Source organism: Amycolatopsis sp. NPDC031561 (genome assembly GCF_055580625.1).
The window spans coordinates 39,066-62,831 of record NZ_JBVILA010000016.1; the positions used below are offsets into that span (position 1 = coordinate 39,066).

Below are 23,766 nucleotides of genomic sequence, written 5' to 3' on the forward strand. Positions count from 1 at the left end.
CCCAGGCAGGGAAACCGCGATCAGGCGGCGAGTTCGGCGACGGCCGCGGTCACGTCGTCCACCTCTTGTTCGGTGTTGTAGTAGTGCGGGCTCAGCCGCAGGCACCAGTCGACGTTCTTGTCGCCGAAGTCGAACTGGGCGAACTCCCGGTAGCTGAGCGCCGAGTTGATCCGCCGGGCGTCCATCACCGCCTTGAACGGGACGGCCTCCCAGCCTTTGATCGAGAACGTCACCAGCGCGCCCAGTTTCCGGCCCCGGTCGAGCACCTCGACGCCGGGAAGGGCGGCGAGCCCGTCACGCAGTCTCGACGCGAGCGCGGGCGTCCGCCGTGAGATCGCCTCCAGGCCGACCTCTCGGGCGTAGCGCGCCGCTCGCGCACAGCCGAGCACCGTGGCGTACGGGAATTCCCATTCTTCGAACCGGACGGCCGATTCCGCGGGCTCGTACTTCCTCGGCGCGGACCAGCGGGCGCCGTGCATGTCGATGAACAGCGGCTCGTGGCCGTCCGCGAGGAAGCGATCGGAGACGAACAGGAAGCCGGAGCCGCGGGGACCGCGCAGGAACTTGCGGCACGTCGAGGTGAGCAGGTCGGCGCCGATCTCCTCGACGTCGACGGGGTACTGGCCGATCGATTGGCAGGCGTCGACCAGGTACAGCAGACCGAGTTCCCGGCAGTGCCGCCCGATCTCGGCGACCGGCTGGACCAGTCCCGAATTGGTCGGGATATGCGTGGCCGCCACCAGTTTCGGCTTCCTGCTGCGCATGAGCGCCGCCATGGCCTCGACGTCGACACCGCCTTCCGGCGTGTCCGGTGCGTGCACGACCTGGACACCGAACCGCTTTCGCAGTGACAGGAACGCGATCTGGTTGGAGATGAAGTCGTTGCGGGTGGTGAGGACGACGTCGCCGGTTTCGAACCGGATCGAGGACAGCGCTGTGGAATAGGCGTGAGTGGCACTGGCCGCGAAGGCGATGTTGCGCGGCGCCGCGTTGATCAACGCGGCGATCTCACGGTAGAACCCGGCGACCTCGTCGGCCCGTACGGCGGCGGCCTCGTAGCCGCCGATCTCGGCTTCGAGATTCAGGTGGTCGAGCATCGTGGCCAGCACCGGTTTGGCGACGAGACCGCAGCCCGCGTTGTTGAAGTGGACGACCTTCTCGCTACCGGGGGTATCGGCTCGCAGCGCTGGAATGTCCAGTAGTGATTCCGCGCGGTTTCCAGTAGCACTATCATGTTCTTTCATGTCGGATAGTAGCACTTCCGCGCTCGTGGCCCAGCTGCGTTCCTTGGTCCGTGCGGCGGCGCCGGGGGACCGGTTGCCCAGTAGCCGGGAGCTGATCGAGCGCTACCGGGTCGGCCCGGTGACGGTCTCGCGCGCGATCGCCCTGCTGGCCGCGGAAGGCGCTGTCGTGACCCGTCCCGGCAGTGGGACGTACGTGGCGACGAAGCCGAGGACGGCGGGAGAGCCGCTCGACACGGCCTGGCAGACCGTCGCGCTGACCGATCGCAGCGTCGACACCCGGTCCCTCACCGGCACCCTGGGCCCGCCGCCGGACGGCGCGATCCTGCTCGACGGCGGCTATCCGCACCGATCACTGCAGGCGGCCCGGTTCTTGAGCGCGGCGCTCGCGCGGGCGGGCCGTCGTCCGGACGCCTGGGATCGCGCGCCCGCCACCGGGCTGGCCGCGCTGAGGTCGGTGTTCGCGGGACCGGCTTCAGCGTCGCCGGACGACGTCCTGATCACGTCCGGCGGACAGAGCGGGCTGTCGATGGCGTTCCGGGCCATCGCCGCTCCGGGAAGTCCTGTGCTGGTCGAGTCGCCGACCTATCCGGGCGCGCTCGCCGCGGCCCGAGCGGCGGGACTCCGTCCGGTGCCGGTCCCGATCGACGAGGACGGTGTCCGTCCGGACCTGCTCGCCGAGGCGTTCGCGATGACCGGCGCCCGGCTCTTCTACTGTCAGCCCACCTTCCACAATCCGACCGGGACCGTGCTGGCCGCCGAACGTCGCGTTCAGGTGCTGGAGGTGGCGCGGGCGGCGGGCGCGTTCGTGCTCGAGGACGACTTCGCCCGTTACCTGTCGCACGAATCCACGGCACCGCGTCCGCTGATCGCCGACGACCGCGACGGCACGGTCGTCCACCTGACGTCGGTGACGAAAGCGGCGGCGCCGAGCCTGCGGATCGGGGCGCTGATCGCGCGAGGACCGGTACTCGACCGGATGAAGGCGATCCGGCGGGTCGACGACTTCTTCGTCTCCCGTCCACTGCAGGAAGCGGCGCTCGAACTCCTCAGCGCGCCGTCCTGGGAACGTCACGTGCGGAAACTGGGCGCCGAACTGCGGGAACGGTGCGTGAAAGCGGCCGCGGCGCTGGCGGGGGAGTGTCCTGAATGGACTGTCGCACGCCTTCCCGCGGGCGGGCTGCACCTGTGGGTGCGGCTACCGGCGGGGAGCGACGCGAACGCGCTCGCCCGCGCCGCGAGAGAGCGGGGAGTCGTCGTCGGGGCAGGGGAGCGGTTCTTCGCCACCGAGCCGTCCGGGCCGTTCCTGCGCCTGGGCTTCGCCGCGACGGCCGACCTCGCCGAACTCACCGAAGGCATCCGGCGCTTGAGAGATGTATAACGACCTATACGGCGTCGCTCAGGCCAAAAAAGCTTCGAGGACCAGATAAACACCACCGCCGAGGACGACACCGGCGATCGTCCCCACCGTGACCTCGGCCTTCGTGTGGTCGCCGAGTTCGACGCGAGACCAGCAGACCCAGCCGACGCCGAGGAAGACCAGGGCGAGCCAGGGGCCGTAGACCCGGATCAGCATGACGGCCGCACCCGCCGCCACCATCGCGTGCATGGAGATCTTGAACTTGAAGCCGAAGGTGATCGCCAGCGCGGCGATCAGGCAGACGAGCTCGGCGGCCGCGAGCGCGATCATCTCGTGCGGAGCGCCACCGGCGATCAGGATGACGAATCCGGCGGCCAGCGAGCCGATGCAGACCGCGAACGGGACGAGTCGTCCGGCCCGGTCGGTCACATGGTGGCTGTCCCACTTGCCCTTCCGCGCGCCCCGCACGATCACGGCCATCGGAATCAGTGAGCCGGTGACGCCGACGATGAGTCCCCACAACACCGTCTCGCCGAGGTGGTAGCCGGTGACCTTCCAAGCGACGATCAGCGGCAGGCCGAGCACCCAGACCCAGGGGGCGAGCACCTCGGTCGCGATCCTCGCGAGGCGATGGCGTGTCCCGGGGGAGTCCGTGGACTGGGTCGGCATGGCGGGTGGTCTCCTCGGGGGATCGTGGGCGGAACGGCTCCTGCCGGGCGAGCGCCCGGCAGGAGCGGTGATCATCGTTCCAGACCCCGTCGGCCCGCCCGCGCGAGGATGTCGGCGCCCGCCGGATCGGCCTGTACTTCCTTGTCGAAGTTCTCCTTGGAGAGCAAGGTGTTCCCGGCCATCGTCACCGTCTCGGGCGCTTCGCCGTCCGGCTGGACGTCCCAGAAGTTGCCGAGAAAGGCGACGTTCTCCAGCGGCGGGCCGACCTGGAGCACGATCGGCGTGTCGGCGCCGTGGACGATGTTGCCGACGACGGTGATCCACGCGGCGCCGTAGTCGGTGTAGAGCCCGAAGTTGAACGAGGTGAGGACATCCCGGATCACGTTGCCGCGGACGACCGCGCCGCCGGCGAACGAGGACCCCTGCGGCGCGGAGAGGTAGATCCCGCCACCGTCCATGAGCTTCCCCATGCTGCGTTCGACGAGGTTCGCGATCACCTGGGTGCCCTTGGCCCGCTCGCCGCCGGTGATCACGATGCCGTTGTGCGGGACGTCGTGGATCTCGTTGTGCGCCACGGTCGTTTCTTCGGACTCGACCACGATGACGGCGGACGAGCCGCGGTACTCGGTGCCGATGTGGTGGACGAGGTTGTCCTCGAGCGAGACCTGGGTGCTCTCGTGGACGGCGATCCCGCTGCCCGAGATCTCGTCGAAGACACATCCCCGGATCTCGACGTCGGTGCCGTCCTCGATCAGCAGCCCGCCCGCGCCGAGCCGGGTGAAGTGGTTGCCCTCCAGCGTGACTCGCCTGACCGACGCGAGGCTGACGTTGGCGGGCAGCTGAACCGGACTGGCCGGAACATGGACGTAGCCCACGTCCGCGCCCATGTCGATCTTCCGGAACTCGCCCTGCTCGTAGCGGGAGTTCCCGTGATAGTGCAGGTAGCCACCGGTGTGCGCGGGGCCCGACCAGGCCGCGTCGGCGAGAGTGAAGCCGCGGAGCACGAGGTCGTGCACACCCTTCCCGCTGACGAGCGTTTCGAGCACCGGCGCGAGGACGGTGGTCTTGCCGATTTCTTCGCCGGGGCGTGGGCGGTAATGCAGGACGTGTTCGCCCTGCTCGCCGCGGCTGACGGCGAAGGTGCCCGGCTCGGTCAGGAACGCCACGTTGTTCTCGAGTACGGAAGGGGCGGCGAGACCGTCCCACGTCCCGTCTCCGCCTGCTGCGTACCACTTCGAGTCGTAGAGGGACTTGGCGTTGTCGAAGGCGGGCTGGACCATGGTGATGGTCGTCGACGAGGCGTCGCCGGAAACCGATGCGACCGCGAGCCGGGCTTCGGACCACGGGTAGACGCCGGGATAGACGAACTCCAGCCCGGAGGGATCCGGCCAGGACTGGGGTTCGACGCTGTCCGTGACGTAACCAGTCCCGGTTTTCGTCACGGAACCCGGCAATCCGGTCACGCGGGCCGCTCGTGCCGCGGGCCGGCCGTCCACGGTGAGCCGTCGTGGTGCCAGTTCGCCGACCGGCGCCGTCCAGACGCCGTCGTCGCCTGCCGACCAGCCGGAGATCTCGCGGCCGCCGCTCAGTTCGACCTTCGCCTGTGCGGGCGTTCCGTAGCCGTCTGCCTGGTAGATCACGCGGAAGCCGTTCGTGCCGGAATCCGCCAGCTTGTCGTCGAAAACCAGGGGTTCTCGCAAGTGATGGACACCGGCAGTGAAGGCGACGACGATGTCCCCGGTCATCCCGGCGGTGGCGGCGCGGACGGCTTCTTGCGCCGCTCTCGGGGTGGCGAAGGGCTGGTCGACGGTGCCAGGCCAGTCGTCCTGGCCGTCGGGGGACACGTACAACCTGATTTCAGGCATGCTGAAGCGCTCCTGGGAGTTGTTTATGAGATATACTGAGGTTTATCAGCTAAACACGCGAGAGCGTCGAGCGTCAAGGGAGTAGTGGTGGCGAAAGACGACGCGCAGCCGGATCCGGAGCGCGCGATCGAGCTGCTGTGGGGAGCGCCCGAGCCGGATCGGCCGGGATTGAGCCTCGGCCGGATCGTCACGGCGGCGGTCGAGGTCGCGGACGCCGAAGGGCTTGCCGCGCTGTCGATGCGCAAGGTCGCGGAACGGTTCGGTACCACCACGATGTCGCTCTACCGGTACGTTCCCGGCAAGGCGGAACTGGTGGAACTCATGCGGGACGCCGTGTACGGCGAGTTCCCGATGGAGCCTTCGGACGGGCTCGGCTGGCGTGAGGGTCTCGAACGCTGGTCGCGGCGAGCGTGGGGAATCCACCAGCGGCACCCGTGGCTGGTTCACAGCGCCGGGACCAGGCGGCTGCCCGGTCCGAACATCATGGCTGGCTACGACCACGCCCTCGACGTCGCGTCACGCAGTGGTCTGGCGCCCGCGGAGGTGATCGCGGTGGTGAATCTGGTGGGCGGATTCGTCGAGTCCGTCGCTCGGCAGGCAGCGGACACCGTGGAGCTCCAGCGGAGCACGGGTGTGTCCCATGAGCGCTGGTGGAGCGAGCGCGAGTCCCTGTTCGAGCGCCTCAACGGCTACCCGGCCTTGGAGCGGCTGTGGAAAAGCGGGGGGATGGATACCCCGCTCGATCCCTTCGAGTTCGGGCTGCGCAGCACTCTCGACGGCGTCCAAGCGCTGGTCGAAGGCAGGGCGAGTGAGGTAACGCGTGACGAAACCAGGGGAGGGGAGTGTGTCATGTGCGGTAAGCCCCTGGACGGGGGAGTGCGAGGCAGGCCGCGGGACTACTGCTCGAGGGCTTGTCAGCAACGTGCGTATCGCCAACGTCAGGCACGGTCTTGACGCTGTTCCGCGCGGCTGGGCCCAGTCGGGACGGCCGGAGTGATGTGCGGGGTGTGTGGCGGATCGGGTGATCTGGTGGATCGTGAGCGCCACACCATCTTTGCCGTATCCCCGCAAAGAAAGGTGGTCCGCTCCGGCCGGAGCGGACCACCTAGCGGTCAGGTGAGCAGGTTGTCGAATTCGCCGCTCTTGGCGCCAAGTACGAACGCTCGCATTTCATGTCGTTCGAATACGAGGATCGGGCTCTGCTCGCCGAGTTTCGAGTCTCGCACGCCCACAAAGCCGGGGACGGTATTGTTGACCTCGACGCAGCCGGACGTGCCCGCACTGTAGCTCGACTTCCACCAGCCGGTCAGGCCGACGAGAGTGGGTCGAGACGTATCATTGATCATTGACTTCCCTTGTCAAGTTTTGGATGAAATCCCGTGTCCGCCCAGGGTTTTCTGCTTGTGCCTGGAGGCGTTCGAACGTTTTCCGAAATCGAAGCAGGTCTTCCCTGTCCTCGTAATAAAGACCTTCACGTCGATTCTCGACATAAACAGTTCCGGGATCCCCGCCAAATTCGGGAGGATAGTCCAAGAGCACGAACATGCCGTCCGAGGCGCCGTGGGCCCCTGCGGCGAAGGGGAGAATCTGGATGTCGATATTCGGTCGTTCGGACAAATCCATCAAGTGGTGCAACTGGTCACGCATGACCTTCGGGCCGCCTGTCTGGCGGTGTAGGACACTCTCGTCCAGTATCGACCAGATATGCGGCGCGTCTTCGGGGCGATTCACTATCTCTTGTCGCGCCATCCGCAGTTCGACCATGGTGTCGAGTTCGGCCTCGCTGCTCCATCGGCGACCCTCTCGGATGACCGCGTGGGCGTAACCGCGAGTCTGGAACAGTCCGGGCAGAACGACCAGGTCAACCGTGCTGATCCGCGCGGCGCCGGTCTCCAGGCCCAGGTACAGGTTGAACCATTCGTATACCCCCTGGTCGAACTTGATCCACCAGTCCCGGCCGCGTTTCGCCCGCCTCGTGAGATCGCGGAAAAACGACGCCCGTTCTGGTACTCCGTAGAAATCGAGCAGAATTTCGAGGTCGGCAGGCGCCGGTAGGTTCCGCGAGGTCTCGATGTGCGCGATGACCGTCGTGGCCTTGCCGATGCGCTCGGCCGCAGCCGCTCTGTCGTAGCCGGCGGCTTCCCGGAGGCGCTTCATCTCGAGCGCGATCCAGCGCTTGACCGCAGTGGGGTTCAGCGTGCCCACGAAGTCGCCACCTCCCCAGCCTCAACACGGAGGGTGACCCCCAGGATCACCCGCTTAGTCTAGAAACGACTATAGACGACCACAATGTAGAGTTCTACATTTGGGTCATCTACAAACGCCGAGTTTACATTGTGGAGGTGGGACCGCCGATAGGTGGGGCGGCGGGTCGGCGGGAGATGCGGCTCTGTCGGGGGAGAGGGGGTGGTTGGTGATGATCGAGATCGTGATGGTGGAGCGCGTTGACGCGATTCGCCACGTTTACAGCGGAGACAACGGCTGACCGAGGAGGGGTTCCGGTGCGTCCACGTATCAAAGACGAGCATCGACCGGTCCGCTTCGGCGACGGCTGGATCCGGATCGGCGGGGAAGTCTTCGGCATAGCCGCCGAAATGAGAGACACCGATGGTGCCGTGTGGGCGTTGCTGGACCTTCTCGACGGAACGCGAACGATCAGCCAGGTCGTCGCCGACCTGGCTGATCGAATCCCGGCTTCCTGTCCTGAAAAGGCCACTGCCGCCATCGAGACGTTGATCGAACACGGCTACGTCGAAGACGCCGACGAGCCGGTGTGTATCGCGTTGACCGCGCGACAACTCGAGCGTCACTCGAGAGGCCGGTCGCTGTACCGGTGGATCGATCTGACGCGAAGAAGTTCGAGCTGGGACTTCCAGGTTTCCCTGGCCCGGGCGCGGGTGGTGCTGGTCGGCGTGGGTGGCGTCGGGTGCACGGCCGCCCTGGGCCTGGTCATGTCAGGGGTGGGGCGGTTGCATTGCGTCGAACCGGACGTGGTCGAGCTCTCGAACCTCAGCAGGCAGATTCTCTATACCGAGCAGCATCTCGGCCTGCTGAAGGTGGACGTGGCAGTGGACAGGCTGCGTGCGGCCAATTCGGACGTCGAAGTCACGGGGGAGCCGACGCGGATCGAGAGCGTCGCGTCGCTGCGGAGACTTGCCGCCGATTGTGACGTCTTGATCATGACCGCCGACCACCCTCCGGAACTCCGGACGTGGACGAACCAAGCGTGCGCGTCGACCGGAACGCCCTGGGTGTACGGGGGATATCACGGCCCGCAGGTCAATCTGGGCATCTACCGTCCCGGGGCGGGACCGTGCTACGAGTGCGCGCGTCTCGCCGAGCAGGATCGGGACGCTCAGCGGCCGCCGTTGGCAACGTGGAGACCCGCGGCGACCCTTCCGGCGCACGCGGCCAACGCGGTGACGGCCGGCGTCTCGGGCAACTTGGTCGCGCACGCGGTGATGCGCTTGATCACGAACGCGCCGAAGCTCGCGCTGAACAGTCAGTACGGTTTCAGTCTCGCCACCATGGACCACAGTTTCATCACCAGCTTGGAAGAGTCGCACGCGGAGTGCCGGACGTGCCGGACCGCGGTGTGATCAGGGCTCGCCTGTCAGACGCCGGGACACGCTCTGGATCAGCCGGGCCGCTTCGTCACCGGCCACGGCTTCGGCTTGTAGCCGGCTGAACATGTGCTCGTACACGGAGATCTCGTGCGGATCCATGATCAGGTGCTCACTGGCGAACATCTCCACGATGACGAAGTCGGAATCATGGATTCTGAAGCCGTGCAGCGGAGCGATCGGCATGGCGGCGCTGAAGGGCATGATCCGCAGGTCGACCGTGCGAAGGCCGACTAGTGAGCGAAGTCTGTCCAGCTGGCCGAGTTGTGTCTCGAGATCGCCTATCCGGATCCACAAAGCGGCCTCACCGATGACTATCGGCATGGCTCTGCCCGGTTCGTACAGCTGAGACTGTCGTTCTATCCGGACGGCCACCATGTGCTCGACATCAGCGTCGGAGGCGCCGCCGGTGCTCGCGGGGCCAGAGGGGAGTGCGAGCAGCTCACGCATGAAACCCGGCGTCTGCACGAGACCGGGAAGCAAGGCCGGCTGAAACGTGGCGACGCGGGACGCCTGCCGCTCCAGCTCGCGGACCGATCGTTGTCGTGCGGTAGCCCCGCCGGACTTCCGGAACTCTTGGCGAAACGACACTGATTCCACGCGGGCACGCTTGAGTAGCTCGGTGACGACGTCTTCCTCGGTGACGGCGTCGGCAGCGGCGAGCCATCTCATGACGTCTTCGCCGGTCGGGAATTGCGCCGCGGTCTCTATCTTGGACACCCGCGATTGGGGCCAGCCCAAGGTCTTGGCGAACTGGTTGCCGGACAGTCCGGTGGCGGCCCGGATCTCGCGAAGCTTCGTGGCGAGCCGGGCGCGGTCGGAACCAGGGTGGGGCGACGACGTGGGCATGAGCTTCTTTCGCAGGGTCGAGGCGGGCGGAGCTGTTGCTCGAAGCATGATCATGCTACCCCCAGATAGCACTAGATCGCGAATAGTACACGGATAGCCGCTTCAAGTGCGAATAGTTTGCGAATAGCATGAGGCGATCGGGAGAGGGTCAAGCTGAGCAGAGGGAGTCCGATGTTCGCCAACTGGATACAGATCGCCGAACTCGCGTTGTTGCCACTGGGGCTGGCAATCGGCTTCGGGGCCGGGCGGGTTTCCCGTCGGGACGAACGTGCGTCCTTTGGGGGAGGGGTCGCGATGGGGCATCGCGGCCTGGTTCAGGAACGCTCTCGCGACGCCTTTTTCGTGACAGGGGAGTCGGACCCGGTCGTTTCGAGAAGATCGGCCCGGTAGGCCAACGACCGGGGGGAGGGCGGCGGCAGGCCTCGGATGGCAATCCCGGGGTCTGCCGTTGACTTGAATGTATAACGCCCTATACATCCTGGCAAAAAACAAGATCAACTTCAAACACGACTGGCCAAAACCCGCAAAGAGTGTCAGGGGCTCTGGCTAGGGTGGCCCGGTGATCACCGAGATCTTGCTGGAGCCGGTTGAAGAAGACGTCCGGGTACCAGTGCTTTTCGACGGTTTCGTCGAACCCGGGGCGCAGGCGGCGCAGGCTCTGCTGCTCCTGGGGAAAGTCGCGCGCACGCGGTTCTGGATGCCACCGTCGATGGTGAACCGGCTCATCGCCGAGTCCGATCCGGTGTTCACCGCGGACCGGACGACGCTGCGCGCGGAGGCGTTTTCGCCGTGCTGCGGCGTCTACGCCAGGCTCGATCTGCTGGAAGCGGGCGAGCTCGGTGAGGGATGCACCAATGTGGACCTGTCCGAGGCGACGAGGACGGTGCTGGCCGGGGTGGTGGCGCAAGATCCGTTGCACCTGACCGTTCGTGGGGACGGAATCCACCTCCGCACTCTCGACGGGCAGAACGACGAGTCGCTCGTGCCACTGCCGGATCGCTGGGTGGCGGGCTTCGCTGAAGTCGCCGCTGTCACGGCGGGCGCGGTGAAGAAGGCGGAGCTGGACAAGCTCGAAGCACGCGCCTTTCTGCGGAGGCTTCCCACCGCCGTCGGGAAGTCGTGGGCGGTGGCGTCCGGCCGTGGACTCCGGTTGACCGCACGAGCGGGCCAGGACTCGATACCGGCGTCCGGGCTGCATCGGCTCCGGATCGTCGAGCCGCTGATCCGGTTCGCCCGAGGCCTGACCGTCTACACACGGCCGGGCAGTGAGGTCGCGAGCTGGGTGCTCGAGCTGGAGCGCGCGCGGCTGATCGTGACGCTGTCCCCTGAACCGTCTCGCGGCTTCTCCGGTGAGGGCGGCTGGCTGAACTCGCTGGCGGCCGGCCTCGAAGCGACGGAACTCGTCGTGGGCCGCGCCGGCCACGACGTCGTCGACGGCACGTGGTTCTCGCGCGAGCTCCTGAGCGGGCGTGGCCCGGAGAACCGGCGGCTGGCGAAGGCCCGTGAGCTCGTCGCCGCCGGAGCCGTCCGGTCGTTGCCGGACGGCGGCTACGAGATCGCTCGCGCCGGGTCGGTGCAGCGTGTGCGGCTCTCGCCGCCCGGGTGCACCTGTGCCTGGTGGGCCAAGCACCAGGAGAACCGAGGTCCGTGTTCACACGTGCTGGCGGCCCGGATGTCAGCGGTTGAGGCGTGATGCCGCCTTCGCTGCCTTCGAACTGCCCTTGAACCCCGCCAGCCATTCCTTCGTTTCGGCGCTGATCGCGCCTGCTCCACGTTCCACCAGGTCCGCGGCGAGTTCCAACAGCGCGAAGAGGCCCCGGTGGGAAGGTTCCAAGGCAGGCAGCAAGGTGTCCAGAGTGGACAGTACGGCGATCGGGTGTTCGTTCGCGATGATCGAGAGCCGGGGTGCCAGCCTCGTCGGAATGAGATGAGGACCGAGCACTCCCAGTGCTTCGCCGAGCGCGCGAGGGCCGAGCAGCCGCTGGTCCAACAGGGTCAGCGCGGCGTCCGTGCCCAGCTGGGAGGCTGTCGGTCGTTTCAGCACGAGCGTGGTGGCGATGAGCATCGTGCCGGGGAATCCCGGTATCGACGGACTCTCGAGGAATGGGGGCAGTACGGCCTTCTCGACGGGATAGCCGACCTCGACGTCGTTGAAGAACAGGTTCCCGGCGACCGCGGCTTCCAGGTAGTCGCGGTCGTACGGCGAGGACACCGCCTCGTGGCATTCGGTGAAGCCGAGCCACTCGGGATCCGGGCCGTCGTAGAGCACGCCTAGCCAGGGAGCCTTCGGTGAGACGGCTTCCGGGGTTTCGTCGAGGTCCAGTGAGTTCAGGCCGTATGCGTTGGGGCCGACCTTCGCCGACCAGGTCATCGGCGGTCCGGGTTCACCGCGCAAGGCGGCGGCGGGGTCTGCGGATTCCGGGTGCCGTGCGCGGGCCGCGGCGAGGGCGGTCCAGCCGGTTTCGGAGATCGGAGGTCCGCCGAGGGCGTAGCGGATGTGGTCGGCGTGCGGTCCGGTGAGCGCGTCGGCGTGCGTGAGTGCTTCGGTCCGGGTGTCCGGGGCGAGCCGGAGCAGTGCGTCGGCGACGTCGTCCTCGGCTGCTTCGGGGTGTTCGAGCATGCGGGAGACGAAGACGACCGGGTCGAGCCAGCCGCCTTGGTGGGTGGCCGCGGAGACGGGCACGGCGGTGCCCTCGAGCAGGGCGGTGACCCGGTGGTGGAGTGGTCGGCGCCAGCCGTCGACCTGGGGCGGGTGGGCGACGTCGCGGCCGCTGAGGCCGAGGATGAGGGTGGCGAGCAGTTTGGGGACGGCCGCGCTGTATTTCTCGTTCGTGATTTTGGTGGCGCGTTTGACGAGCGGTTTGAGGGCGTCCTTGAGTTCGGCGGCGACGCGGTGGGTGCCGTCGAGGACGGCCAGGAGAAGGTCGGCCTGGTCTGGGTCGGCCAGGAGGGAGGAGAGGGCTTCCGCGACCGCGGCCGGGGTGTCCGGGATTTGGAGCGGGATGGTGAGCGTCTCGCGCTGGTGCCAGGGCGGTCGCACGGGTTCCGGGTACTCGACGGTCTCGATGACGGCCGGGGTGTCCGGGGTGACGCCGAGTCTGGCGGTGGCGAGGGCGCGGACGTCGGAGGCTTCGTGGGTGAGCGCCGCTTCGAAGACTTCGTCGGCGAGGTCGGTCAGTTCGGGTCGCCGGTCGGCGATGCGGTCGGCGAGTTTGAGTGCGAGTTTGGCGGTGGCGGCGCCGCGTCCGGCCGCTGCCGCGGGGAGATGCCGGAGGGCGACTTCGTCGTCGAGCGTGCCTTGTTTGTCCACTAGGGACAGTGCCTTGACGGCGAAGGAGACGGTGCGGGGGAGGCCGCTTCCGCACAGCCGGGCGTAGCGGTTCTGCGCTGTCGTGCGCTCGTCGGGAGTGGGCTCGAGGGCCTCGTGGAGCGCCGCGTACCACTGGGCGCGGAAGGCTGCGAAGTCGCGGGCGAGGATGTCGAGGGTGAGGTCGAAGAGTCGGGTGCGGTCGAGTTCGCCAGTTCCGATCAGTTCGAGCAGCGCGGTGGACCACTTGTCCTCGTCGCGGACGTATTTGTCGAAGGCGGCGAAGCTGGCGTCGCCGTTGCCTTCGGTCGCGAGCAGTTCCCAGAGTTCGGTGAGTGCTTCGGGTTCGGTGCGGAGGCGTTCGGCCAAGGACTGTCCGCGGAAGCGTCCGGCCCAGCGGAACCAGCCGGCGTGGTAGTCGGCGGTCTTGATGGGTTCGAGGTCGCCGTCGAGGATCATGCGGCGGATCGCTTCCCAGGCGGTTTGGTGACCGATCATGCGGAGGGCGATCGTCTTGCGTTCAGCGAGTGACCGGTCTTGGAGGACGCGTTCGAGGATCGTGGGTGAGGCGATCCAGAGTCTGCGCAGCAGGGGGTCGCTCGCGGGGAGGATGGCCCAGAGGGCGGTCGCGGCTTGCTGTCCCTTGAGCGGGTCTCGGGCGCCGTAGGTGTCGGGCTTGATCTCGATGAACTCGCTGCTGCCCTTGAACGCGGCCAGGAGGTCGGGGAGCAGGGCCTTCCGCTCGGCTTGGGAGAGCTCGAGGGTCCGGGTGAGGACTTCCGACGGTTGGCCGGTGAGGAGCGCGTTGAGCTGCACTTGGTCAATTTAGCGTTCGTTGGTGCCGTGCCGTCCTAGAGTGCGGCGAGCCTGCCGAATCCCTCGGACCCGTGGCCGGCGTCGATCGCTTGGCCCACTTGGGTTCGGGCCGCGGTGAGAACGCCGTTGTCGAGATTTCGTGCCCGGATCGCCTCGAGGATGTGGTCCATCGTCGCGGCCGTGGACTCGAGTGTGCCCGCGTCGCCGGGGTAGTGGTCCGCGGTGACCTGGGCGGCGAGCAGGTCGATCATGTCGGGGAAGAAGCCGAGCATCGCCTTGGCGTGTCCGGCGATGGCGTCGGCGCCGATGTGCTCCGCTTTGGCGAGCGCGAACATGTGGATCACCCCGCTCATCGAGGTCCAGAGCATGTCCTGCAGGGAGGCGTCGAACGCGGCCGCGCGGCCGGGGTCCTCGCCGAGGTGGTTCGCGTTCTCGCCGAGCGCGGCCAGTGTGCCGCGGTGCTTCTCGTAGACGTCGGCCGGGCCGCTGTAGAACAGGGTGGCTTCCGGGCCTCCGATGGCTTCGGTGGTCGCGACGATCACACCGTCGAGGTAGTTGATCCCGTGGTCCGCCGCCCAGGAGGCCATCTCGCGGGCTTGCCGCGGTGAGCCGCCGCTGACGTTGACCAGAGTCCGGCCTTTGAGCGCGTCGGTGTCGAGGATGGACTCGGCCACCGCGTAGTCCCGGACGCAGACGACGACAAGAGGACTGGCTGCGATCGCCTGGCCGGCGGTCGCGGCGACGGCTGCGTCGAGCCCGTTTTCCTTGCCAGGGGTGCGATTCCACACGGTGGTGGGGTGGCCGGCGGCGATGAAGGCGGCGGCGAGAGCGTGGCCCATGGGGCCGAGTCCGAGGACGGTCACGAAGGTCATGGCGGCTAAGCTAAACCTTGACATTGACGTCAGAGTCAAGTCTGGGGTGCGGATGCGGATCGGGGAACTCGCGCGGCGGAGTGGCGTCAGCGAACGCGCGCTGCGGTACTACGAGGCACAAGGATTGCTGACGCCGGAGCGGCGGCCGAGCGGTTATCGCGTGTACGGCGAGGCCGACGTGGCGGCGGTGCGGCGGATCAGGATCCTGCTCGCGGCCGGGTTGAACACCGCGCAGATCCTGGAGATCCTGCCGTGCATCGTCGACGAGGACGGCTGGCTGACGCCGGATTGCCCGGAGCTCGTCGACGCTTTGCGGCAGCAGCGGAACCGGATCGACGAGGCGATCGGCGAGCTGGAGATCACTCGTGCGAACCTCGACACGATCATCGGCGCGGATCAGGCGGGTGAGGTGACATGAGCACGGTGCCGGGTGTGGTCCGGTCGTCCCGGGCGTTGCTGTTCGCGGTGGCGGTGAGCCACCTGGTGGTTCCGCTGGTGATGTGGGCGAACGAGGCGGCGTTGCGCGCGGAGATCGCGGCGCGGTACCCGGGTTTCGGGCAGGCCGAGGTCGGCCGCTCGGCCGCGGTCGCGATCGAGTCCGGGGCCGTGTTCCACGGGATCCTGCTGGTGCTGTGCGTGGTTCCGGCGTGGAAGCTCGCGACGGGACGGCGCTGGACGCGGCGACTGACCACGGCCACGCAACTGCTTTCGGTGGTGTTCAGCGTGTTCTCGTGGACGTCTTCGTCGATGTTCCACGCGGTGATCCCGGTCGTCGTCCTCGCCCAGGTGGTGCTGGTCGCGCTGTTGTGGGTGCCCCGGCCCGCGCGGGACTTCTTCGCCTGACGAACGAAAAGGCGGCCGTGCCCCTCGGGACACGGCCGCCTTTCGCGGGTTGTTCAGGCTCAGATGAGGCCGAGCTTCTTCACCGCGTCGCGCTCTTCGGCCAGCTCGTTGACCGAAGCGTCGATGCGGGCGCGCGAGAAGTCGTCGATCTCCAGGCCCTGGACGATCTTGTACTCGCCGTTCGCGGCGGTGACCGGGAACGAGGAGATCAGGCCCTCCGGGACACCGTAGGAGCCGTCGGACACGACCGCCGCCGAGGTCCAGTCACTCTCGGGGGTGCCGTTGACCCAGGTGTGGACGTGGTCGATCGCCGCGGAGGCGGCCGACGCCGCGGAGGACAGGCCGCGGGCCTCGATGATCGCCGCGCCGCGCTTGGCGACGGTCGGGATGAAGTTCTCGGTCAGCCACTCCTGGTCGGTGATGACCTCGGTCGCGGCCTTGCCGGACACCTCGGCGTGCGCGATCGACGGGTACTGGGTCGCGGAGTGGTTGCCCCAGATTGCGACCTTCTTCAGCTCGGTCACCGGTACGCCCAGCTTCTTCGACAGCTGCGCGAGGGCGCGGTTGTGGTCGAGGCGGGTCATCGCGGTGAAGCGGTCGGCCGGGACGTCGGGCGCGTGCGCCTGCGCGATGAGGGCGTTGGTGTTGGCGGGGTTGCCGACGACGAGGACCTTGATGTCGCTCGCCGCGCCGGCGTTGATGGCCTCACCCTGCGGCTTGAAGATGCCACCGTTGGCCTCGAGCAGGTCGCCGCGCTCCATGCCCTTGGCGCGGGGACGGGCGCCGACCAGCAGGGCGACGTTCGCGCCCTCGAAGGCCTGCTTCGGGTCGTCGAAGATGTCGATGCCCGCCAGCAGCGAGAACGCGCCGTCTTCGAGCTCCATCGCGGTGCCCTCAGCCGCCTTGACCGCCTGCGGGATCTCCAGGAGCCGCAGCTTCACCGGGGTGTCCGGGCCGAGCAGCTGACCGGACGCGATGCGGAAGAGCAGCGCGTAGCCGATCTGGCCGGCCGCACCGGTGACGGTGACGTTGACAGGGGCTTGGGTCATTGCGGTTCTCCAGCTTGAGGCGACATCGACTTGTACCGCGATGCTAGTCCTGTCCCGAGTCGCCGTTCGGGTGCGTCCAGTCACCTTTGTCTTGATCGATGCCGCTACCGGTCACGTTCGCGGTGAGGCGTGACACAGGCCATGCGCCGGAACCGCGTTGGTCGGGGTGGCCGGGAGCTCGCGTCGACGGCCGCGACCCTCACCGCCGGCTGATCGCGGTTTGTCTCTCCGGAATCGTCAACACCGACTCCGGGGAACACATTTCCATATCGTGCGAACCGAATGGTGTTTTCCGGGCCGATGGTGTTTTCATCGACCTCGGAAAACGGTTACATGCCCATAAGGCAATTTCATGAACCAATTGCCAGTACGGTTGCGTCCGATCGGCGGGCGGCACCATGATGATCGTTTCGCTAACATGAGTCCGCCCAGTTCCCCGCCCCCCGTGTGGAAGTTTTGGGAAGGACCCCATGCTCACCGCAGTGGTTGCCGCCGTATCGCTTTTCTCATCGATAATAACACCGAATAGCTTGGCGCCTCCTCCTGGACCGCCGCCGGACCGCGTCACCATCGACGTGATCACCGTCAATGGTTCCGGCTGCCCGCCCGGTTCGTCCGCGGTCGCCGTCGCCAAGGACAACAGTGCTTTCACGGTGACCTACAGTGAATACACCGCCCAGGTCGGTGTCGGCGCGAAGCCCACCGACTTCCGAAAGAATTGCCAGCTCAACCTCAACATCCACGTGCCGCAGGGATTCACCTACGGTATCGCCAGTGCCGACTACCGCGGTTTCGCCTCGCTCGAATCGGGCTCCAAGGCGCTGCAGCGGGCGAATTACTACTTCCAGGGAAATTCGCCGACAGCGCAGGTGAGTCACCCCGTCAACGGGCCGCTGTCGGACAACTGGCAGTTCCGCGACGAGGCCGAGGGCGGCGTCATCATCTACAAGCCGTGCGGCGAGGACCGCAATCTCAACGTGAACACGGAACTGCGGGTCGGGGCCGGAACTTCGGATCCGAAGAAGACCACCAGTTTCATCACGATGGACTCGACCGACGGCGGGTTCAGGACCACCTATCACTTCTCGTGGAAGACCTGCCCGACCGCCTGACATCGTCTCCAGGGTGACGGCCTGCTTCCCCGCCCGGAAGAAGGCCGTCCCACCCATGCCTGGTCAGGGCCTTGGCCGCCCTGACGAGGACTTCGCGGCTCGTCGTCGCCCAGCCGGCGGCGACGGGTCTTCTAGACGACCCTATTTCCGCGGTCACCGCGACATCCGGTGACCGGAACCGTTTTCGTCCGATCGGCGGGCGGCCCGGAAACGATCGTCTCCGCTAACATCGAATCCCCCCAGTTCCCCGCCGTGTGGAAGTTTTGGGAAGGATCCCATGCTCAATGCGCTGGTTGCTGCCGTAACGCTTTTCTCCTCGGTTGTCACACCGAATGGCTGGGTGCCGCCTCTGCTGCCGTCCGACAAGATAGTCATCGACGTCGTGACGGTCAACGGAACCGGATGCAGACCGGGTACCTCGGCTGTTTCCGTGTCACCGGACAACACCGCATTCACGGTGACCTACAGCGAATACACCGCCCAGGTCGGCGTCGGCGCCAAACCGACCGATCTGCGCAAGAACTGTCAGCTCAACCTCTACGTTCACGTGCCGCAGGGATTCACCTACGGTATCGCGAGCGCGGACTACCGTGGTTTCGCATCACTGGCCGCGGGTGCCACCGGAATCGAACGAGCGAACTATTACTTCCAGGGCAATTCCCCGACATCCTACGTGAACCACAACCTGAAAGGCCCGCTCGAGGACAACTGGCAGTTCACCGACGAGATCGAAGTCGGCGCCATCGTCTACAAGCCCTGTGGTGAGGACCGGAACTTCAACATCAACACGGAATTGCGGGCCGCGGTCGGCACTTCCGATCCGAAGAAGACCACCAGCTTCGTCACCATGGACTCGACCGACGGTGCCATCAAGACCACCTACCACTTCTCCTGGAAACCCTGTCCCAAACCTAAGAACTGATCCCTGAGGTGGCGGCCTTCTTCGAACTTCGGCGAAGGAGGCCGTCACCCTTTCCCGGACGGTTCCGGATCGGTTGCTTCGACCCCGAACACGCGGCCCAGCGCGATCACCGTCTCGTCGAGATGCCCGAGACTGGTGAGGACCGAACGCGCCTGCGGATCGTCGATCCGGTCCGCCACCGGCGTGCCGTCGTCCCGGACCAGCGTCCCGTGCCCGGAACCGCCGGGTGAGCCGATCGCCTTCCCCAGTACCGCGATGTTCGCCCGGATCCGCCCGGTGTACAGCATCAGCCGATCCGCCTCGTTCACCAGCAGCCCGGCCTGCGACCGCGCCGCGACGTGCCGGGCGCGGAACGCGATCGTCTCCACCGTCGTGAGCACGTGCCAGCCGTAGTCACGACGGCTGCTCAGGTTCACCGGATGGGTGAGCGGCTCGATCGTCGTGCGGACCTTGTCCACCGCCCGGTCCAGATCACGCGACTTCTCGATGACACTGACGTTCTCCGCGCCGGACAACAGGCCCGCGGCCTTCTGGAGGAACTCGTCCAGTTCGTCCAGCAACGCCGAGACGTCGTCCAGCATCACCGCACGGGTGCGCACCGGCACGATCACCACCGCCGCGAGCACGCCCGCCGCCGCGCCGACCGCGGTCTCCGCGACCCGGATCCACAGCACCTCGAGGCTGAACGTCCCCAGCAGGCTGTAGAGCAGCCCGAGCATGCTGGTGATGAAGAACGCCATGATCACCTGCGACACCCGCGCCATGTAGACCATGCCGAACACGCACACCAGGATCAGCGCCAGCGTCGCGGGCACACTGCCCGACACCAGCAGTGTCAGCACCAGCCCGCCCACGATGCCGATCAGCGTCCCGCCGAGCCGCCGGACGCCCTTCACGAACGTCGCGCCCGCGGTCGACGAGCCGATGAACACCACGAACACCGTCAGCACCGCCCAGTACCACCGCTGACTCGACACCAGCTCGCCGCCGAGGACGGCGAGCCCGCCGCCCACCACGGCCTGGATCGCGCTGCGGGTCTGGTTGTCGTAGGCGAACGCCGCCGACTTCTCCTCGTCGGGATCCTCGGGATCGCCACCGGCGTCGGAGACGTCGTGCTCGGCGACCCGCTGCGCCCGCACGTCGGCCAGCGCGAGTTCGGCGATGGCCCGGCGGACCCCGTCGCCGGGCGCGGCGTGCTCGTCGATCCGGCTGCCTTCCACCAGCATCTTGCTGAATTCTTCGGTCTCGCTGATCAGCGGCAGTTCCCTCGGATCACGCTCGATCAGCGACCGGAACCGTCGCATTCGCGCGATCAGGTCGTCCCGGACGTCCTCGTCGAGATCCTCGGCGCAGGTGCGTTGCACGGTGATCGTCAGCCATTGCACCGCCAGCTCGACCTCGATCGCGCGGCGCCGGAGCCGGTTCGCCGAGTCGGCGCCGGTCACCTCGGGCGCGGTGTCCTCGATGAGCAGCACGGACTCGTGCATGCGGGCGTTCGTCGTGCGGAGCCGCTTGCGGGTGCGCTCGCTGCCGCCGACCGCGAGATGGTCCTCGGCGGCCCGCACCACCGCGGCGAGCCTCGCCCGGAACGCCCGCCGGATCCGGAGGAACTCCGCGTCGGTGCGCCGGCGCAGCAGGAGGAACCGGACCACCGCGTTGGCGGCGATCCCGATGGTCAGCGCGAGCAGCAGTACCGGCACCTGCTTCAGATGGGTCTGCAGGAACATCGCGAAGAAGAACAGGAAGAACGCCAGCGATCCCAGCGCGATCCCGCGCGAACCGAACCGCTGCGCGTAGACCGCGACGAAGATCAGCAGCACGAACACGATGCTGTCCAGCGGCGGCACCGCCGAGCCGACACTGGCCGCGGTGAGCGACGCCGCGCCGAGCAGCAGCCCCAGTACCAGCGTCACCGCCTGCTGTCCCGGGGTCGTGTCGTTGACGGTGAAGGCGGACGTCATCGCGGCGATCGCGGCGACGAGCGTGACCGTGAGCGGCTGGTGGAACGGCAGGATGGCCAGCACCGCGACGATGATGCTGAGGACGGCCGAGAAGCCGAGCCGGAGCCGGACCAGGCCGGGATCGGAGGCGACCAGACGGTCGGTCGTGGCCTGGGTGATGCGGGCGATCATCGGGCGAGCAGTTCTCCTTGGGCGAGGGTGACCCGCCTGGCGGTGGACGAGGTGACACGGAGACGGTAGCGGGCGTACTTCGCCGGCTCGGCGAGGGCGAACGGCCGCGTCTGGCGGCGCCATCGGAACACCTCGCCCTCGCGCTGATCCAGCAGCGCCCAGCGCTCGCCGTCGTCGGACCCCTCCAGCACCCACGAGCGCGGATCACCCCGGCGGTTTCCCGAGGTCAGCGTGTACATCACGACCTCGCGGGAGGAGCCGTCCGTGGGGAGGTCGATGACCGGTTCGCGGGACGGGAAGGTGACCTCGGTCTTGGTGGTGTCGTCGAACAGGGCGCCCGGACCCACCGTGATGTCCGCGAGCGGGCGCGGGTCGGCCGGTGCGGCGGGGGACCGGCCCCAGTCCGACGGCCGCTCGCCCATCGTGAACTCCAGCACCGCGCCGTCGGCCAGTGCCGAATGCGGGAGCGTGCTGCTCTCGTGCGGACGTCCGTCGATCGTCAGCCCGTGGACGTAGACGGTGTCCGCGGTGTTGCCGGGCGCCTCGACGACCAGGTCCTTCCCGTTCTCCAGGTGGACGGTCGCCTTCGTGAACAGCGGTGACCCGATCGCGTACTCGGGGCTGCCCATCGCCAGCGGGTAGAACCCGAGCGCGCCGAAGATGTACCAAGCGGACATCTCGCCGTTGTCTTCGTCGCCCGGATAACCCTGGCCGAGATCGCCGCCGACGTAGAGCCGCCGCAGGACCTCCCGCACGATCCGCTGCGTCTTCGACGGCGCGCCGGCGTGGTTGTAGATGAAGGGGATGTGGTGCGACGGCTGGTTGGAATGCCCGTACTGCCCCATCCGGACGTCGCGGGCCTCGGTCATTTCGTGGATCAGCCCGCCGTAGGACCCCGGTTTCCGGCCGGTCTCCGGAGTCGCGAAGAACGTGTCCAGTTTGGATTCCAGCGCTTCGGTGCCGCCGTGCAGCGCGGCGAGTCCGGCGCCGTCGTGGGGGACGGAGAAGGCGGTGTTCCAGGAGTTCGTCTCGGTGAAGTCGCCGCCCCACGCCTCCGGGTCGTAGCCCTCGGCGGCGAAGTGACGGCTGCCGTCGCGGTTGCGGCCCTGGAAGAACCCGATCAGGTGATCGAAGTGGTTCGCGTACTGCTGTGAGCGCTGCCGGAAGTATGCGGCGTCGTCCAGGCGGCCGAGCTCCTCGGCGAGATTGGCCAGGCCGAAGTCGTTGATACAGCCTTCCAGCGCCCACGACAGGCCTTCGTGGACCGACGTCGGCGTGAACCCGAGGAAGATCGACTCGTGCAGGCCCTTCCGGCCGACGCTCTGCCCGTGCGGCGTCACCGTCGCGTTTTTCAACGCCGCTTCGTAGGCGGCCTCGACGTCGAATCCGCGCACACCCTTGAGGTAGGCGTCGGCGAACGCGACGTCGGAACTGGTCCCGGTCATCAGGTTGGCGTACCCGGGGGAGGACCAGCGCGAGATCCAGCCGCCTTCGCGGTACTGCTGGACGAAGCCGTCGATCATCCGCCCGCAGCGGCCGGGCGTGAGCAGGGCGTACGCGGGCCACGTGGTCCGATAGGTGTCCCAGAAGCCGTTGTTGACGTACATCTCACCGTCCACGACCTTCGCGGCGGTCCTGGTGCGGGTGCTGGGCCGGAGACGCCGGATGACCGGGCTCGCGTGGCGGACACCGTCCGGTGTGTCCTCGTGCGCGGAGTTCGGATACAGGAACAGGCGATAGAGGTTGGAGTAGAACGTGTCGCGCTGGTCCTCGGTGGCGCCCTCGATCTCGACGCGGTCCAGAAGTTCGGCCCACCGAGCGCGAGCCTGCTCGCGGACCTGCTCGAAGCTCGTTCCGGCGGGGATCTCCAGCTCGAGGTTCCGCTTCGCCTGCGCGAGGCTGATCAGCGACGTCGCGATCCGCATCGTCACTTCGCCCGCCGCGAACTCCAGGAACCCGGTCACCGTGCGCCAGGCCGGGCGCCGGATCTTCCCGCCCCGTTCGGCCGGGACGTCGAATTCGGCGTGGACGAACATCCGCTTCGCCCCGGTCGACAGCCTGCTGCGGACCCAGGTGTGGCCGGTGACCACGCCGTTCGCCGCGTCCAGCCGCAACCCGCCCCGGTTGCGTGCGTTGTCGAACAGCAGCCAGCCGCGGTCACCCGGGAAGGTGAACCGGAACAGGGCCGCGTGATCCGCCGGGGCGATGTCGGTGGTGACGCCGTTGGCGAACCGGACGCCGTAGTGATGCGGCCGGTCGGTCTCGTCGTCGTGGGAGAACGCGAGCGCGCGACGGGACCGGTCCGGCTCGACCGGGCCGATTCCCGGCATCACCTGGAAGGTGTGCCGGTCGCCCATCCACGGGCTCGGCTGATGCGACAGCGCGAACGCCTGAAGGGCCGGACGGTTGGCGGCGTCGTTGTGCCGGTGGTAGCTGTACAGCCAGTTGGTGACGCCCGCGTCGGTGACCGGGGTCCAGAAGTTGAAGCCGTGCGGGACGGCCGTCGCGGGGAAGTTGTTGCCCCGCGAGAACTTGTCGCTGGAATGCGTGCCGCGGGTGGTGCGGACGTGGTCGACCGGGTCGCGGATCTCGGCCACGTGCTCGGTGACCCGGACGTCGTCCAGCCAGCCCGCGCTTTCGCCGTCCGGTGGTTCGCTGACCAGGACGATCCGGGCGATCCGGCGTCCGGCGAACTCACCCAGCCCGCGCCGCACCAGGTTCCATTGGTCGACGTACAGCGTCTTGTCCTGGCCTTGCTTCTCGGCGCTGAACCCGGCGCGCGTCCCATCGGCGAACTCGACGTCCAGCGCCACGAACGTGCTGCGATAGCCGGGGACCGCGTCGGTCTCGGCCTCGGGGAAGACCACATAGGACAGTTCGGTGTCGCCGGTGACCTCGACGTCCACTTCGAACAGCGTCGCGCGCAGCGAGTCTTCGTAGCGGAGGGCGCGCTCGCCGGTGAACCCGACGCCCGGCTTCGCCGTCGGCGACGACCGTGGCCCGGTGCCGACGCGCAAGGCCGGATCCACCGGCTGCGGATCACCCGTTTCGAAGGAGGAGAAGAACCCGGTGATCGTCACCAGGCCACCGTAACTCGCCCCCGCGA

At 67.5% G+C, this 23,766-nt stretch carries 19 protein-coding genes; 8 read left to right on the forward strand and 11 right to left on the reverse strand.

Annotated features, from left to right (window positions below; genetic code table 11):
* Positions 1-20: 20 nt before the first annotated feature.
* Entirely contained in the window at positions 21-1,244 is a 1,224-nt protein-coding gene (locus tag ACZ5IK_RS27465; protein WP_465490316.1) for an aminotransferase class V-fold PLP-dependent enzyme, read from the reverse strand.
* Here ACZ5IK_RS27465 and ACZ5IK_RS27470 point away from each other — a divergent pair.
* Entirely contained in the window at positions 1,243-2,622 is a 1,380-nt protein-coding gene (locus ACZ5IK_RS27470; protein ID WP_465490317.1) for an aminotransferase-like domain-containing protein, read from the forward strand. The two genes, ACZ5IK_RS27465 and ACZ5IK_RS27470, sit on opposite strands and share 2 nt — an antisense overlap.
* 18 nt (positions 2,623-2,640) lie before the next feature.
* Here ACZ5IK_RS27470 and ACZ5IK_RS27475 read toward each other — a convergent pair whose 3' ends face one another.
* Together ACZ5IK_RS27475 and ACZ5IK_RS27480 are read right to left on the reverse strand one after the other, a co-directional pair.
* Positions 2,641-3,270 carry a hypothetical protein gene (locus ACZ5IK_RS27475; RefSeq protein ID WP_465490318.1) on the reverse strand — a complete coding sequence of 210 codons (630 nt, stop codon included), beginning with the start codon at positions 3,268-3,270 and terminating at the stop codon, positions 2,641-2,643.
* 71 nt (positions 3,271-3,341) lie between these two features.
* Positions 3,342-5,135: a right-handed parallel beta-helix repeat-containing protein gene (locus tag ACZ5IK_RS27480; RefSeq protein WP_465490319.1), complete on the reverse strand. Its 1,794-nt coding sequence runs from the start codon at positions 5,133-5,135 to the stop codon at positions 3,342-3,344.
* A gap of 87 nt (positions 5,136-5,222) precedes the next feature.
* On the opposite strand from ACZ5IK_RS27480, the gene ACZ5IK_RS27485 reads away from it, so the two are divergent.
* Positions 5,223-6,089, forward strand: a complete 867-nt coding sequence (locus ACZ5IK_RS27485) for a TetR/AcrR family transcriptional regulator (RefSeq protein ID WP_465490320.1) — start codon at positions 5,223-5,225, stop codon at positions 6,087-6,089.
* Between the two features lie 158 nt (positions 6,090-6,247).
* On the opposite strand, the gene ACZ5IK_RS27490 is transcribed toward ACZ5IK_RS27485, so the two are convergent.
* Together ACZ5IK_RS27490 and ACZ5IK_RS27495 are read right to left on the reverse strand one after the other, a co-directional pair.
* Positions 6,248-6,481 (reverse strand): DUF397 domain-containing protein, encoded by a 234-nt coding sequence (locus ACZ5IK_RS27490; protein WP_465490321.1) that lies wholly within the window; start codon positions 6,479-6,481, stop codon positions 6,248-6,250.
* Positions 6,471-7,340, reverse strand: coding sequence for a DUF5753 domain-containing protein (locus tag ACZ5IK_RS27495; RefSeq protein WP_465490322.1), 870 nt, complete (start codon positions 7,338-7,340; stop codon positions 6,471-6,473). Before ACZ5IK_RS27495 ends, ACZ5IK_RS27490 begins: the two co-directional genes overlap by 11 nt.
* A 296-nt stretch (positions 7,341-7,636) precedes the next feature.
* Between ACZ5IK_RS27495 and ACZ5IK_RS27500 the strand changes: the two genes are divergently transcribed.
* Complete coding sequence (locus tag ACZ5IK_RS27500; RefSeq protein ID WP_465490323.1) at positions 7,637-8,734, forward strand: HesA/MoeB/ThiF family protein; 1,098 nt, start codon at positions 7,637-7,639, stop codon at positions 8,732-8,734.
* Here ACZ5IK_RS27500 and ACZ5IK_RS27505 read toward each other — a convergent pair whose 3' ends face one another.
* Complete coding sequence (locus ACZ5IK_RS27505; protein ID WP_465490324.1) at positions 8,735-9,607, reverse strand: helix-turn-helix domain-containing protein; 873 nt, start codon at positions 9,605-9,607, stop codon at positions 8,735-8,737.
* Positions 9,608-10,166: 559 nt separating this feature from the next.
* Here ACZ5IK_RS27505 and ACZ5IK_RS27510 point away from each other — a divergent pair.
* A complete protein-coding gene (locus ACZ5IK_RS27510; RefSeq protein ID WP_465490325.1) occupies positions 10,167-11,300 on the forward strand; it encodes an SWIM zinc finger family protein in 1,134 nt (377 codons plus the stop codon).
* On the opposite strand, the gene ACZ5IK_RS27515 is transcribed toward ACZ5IK_RS27510, so the two are convergent.
* The gene (locus tag ACZ5IK_RS27515; protein WP_465490326.1) at positions 11,283-13,730 is read right to left on the reverse strand and encodes a DUF6493 family protein; all 2,448 of its coding nucleotides are present in this window, start codon (positions 13,728-13,730) and stop codon (positions 11,283-11,285) included. The genes ACZ5IK_RS27510 and ACZ5IK_RS27515 overlap by 18 nt on opposite strands.
* A gap of 35 nt (positions 13,731-13,765) precedes the next feature.
* Positions 13,766-14,602: an NAD(P)-dependent oxidoreductase gene (locus tag ACZ5IK_RS27520; RefSeq protein WP_465490327.1), complete on the reverse strand. Its 837-nt coding sequence runs from the start codon at positions 14,600-14,602 to the stop codon at positions 13,766-13,768.
* 52 nt (positions 14,603-14,654) lie between these two features.
* Between ACZ5IK_RS27520 and ACZ5IK_RS27525 the strand changes: the two genes are divergently transcribed.
* Together ACZ5IK_RS27525 and ACZ5IK_RS27530 are read left to right on the forward strand one after the other, a co-directional pair.
* Positions 14,655-15,020, forward strand: coding sequence for a MerR family transcriptional regulator (locus tag ACZ5IK_RS27525; RefSeq protein ID WP_465490328.1), 366 nt, complete (start codon positions 14,655-14,657; stop codon positions 15,018-15,020).
* Positions 15,017-15,445: a hypothetical protein gene (locus ACZ5IK_RS27530; protein ID WP_465490329.1), complete on the forward strand. Its 429-nt coding sequence runs from the start codon at positions 15,017-15,019 to the stop codon at positions 15,443-15,445. Before ACZ5IK_RS27525 ends, ACZ5IK_RS27530 begins: the two co-directional genes overlap by 4 nt.
* A 59-nt stretch (positions 15,446-15,504) precedes the next feature.
* Here ACZ5IK_RS27530 and ACZ5IK_RS27535 read toward each other — a convergent pair whose 3' ends face one another.
* Entirely contained in the window at positions 15,505-16,494 is a 990-nt protein-coding gene (locus ACZ5IK_RS27535) for a malate dehydrogenase (RefSeq protein ID WP_465490330.1), read from the reverse strand.
* Positions 16,495-16,964: 470 nt separating this feature from the next.
* Here ACZ5IK_RS27535 and ACZ5IK_RS27540 point away from each other — a divergent pair, with 470 nt between their 5' ends.
* Both ACZ5IK_RS27540 and ACZ5IK_RS27545 read left to right on the forward strand, forming a co-directional pair.
* Complete coding sequence (locus ACZ5IK_RS27540) at positions 16,965-17,606, forward strand: DUF4360 domain-containing protein (protein WP_168214328.1); 642 nt, start codon at positions 16,965-16,967, stop codon at positions 17,604-17,606.
* Positions 17,607-17,883: 277 nt separating this feature from the next.
* On the forward strand, positions 17,884-18,528 hold the full coding sequence (locus ACZ5IK_RS27545) for a DUF4360 domain-containing protein (RefSeq protein ID WP_465490331.1): 645 nt from the start codon (positions 17,884-17,886) through the stop codon (positions 18,526-18,528).
* A 44-nt stretch (positions 18,529-18,572) separates the two neighbouring features.
* Here ACZ5IK_RS27545 and ACZ5IK_RS27550 read toward each other — a convergent pair whose 3' ends face one another.
* Both ACZ5IK_RS27550 and ACZ5IK_RS27555 read right to left on the reverse strand, forming a co-directional pair.
* Positions 18,573-20,660 (reverse strand): FUSC family protein, encoded by a 2,088-nt coding sequence (locus tag ACZ5IK_RS27550; RefSeq protein ID WP_465490332.1) that lies wholly within the window; start codon positions 20,658-20,660, stop codon positions 18,573-18,575.
* The gene (locus ACZ5IK_RS27555; RefSeq protein WP_465490333.1) at positions 20,657-23,740 is read right to left on the reverse strand and encodes a GH92 family glycosyl hydrolase; all 3,084 of its coding nucleotides are present in this window, start codon (positions 23,738-23,740) and stop codon (positions 20,657-20,659) included. The genes ACZ5IK_RS27550 and ACZ5IK_RS27555 overlap by 4 nt, the downstream gene beginning before the upstream one ends.
* Positions 23,741-23,766: the final 26 nt, after the last annotated feature.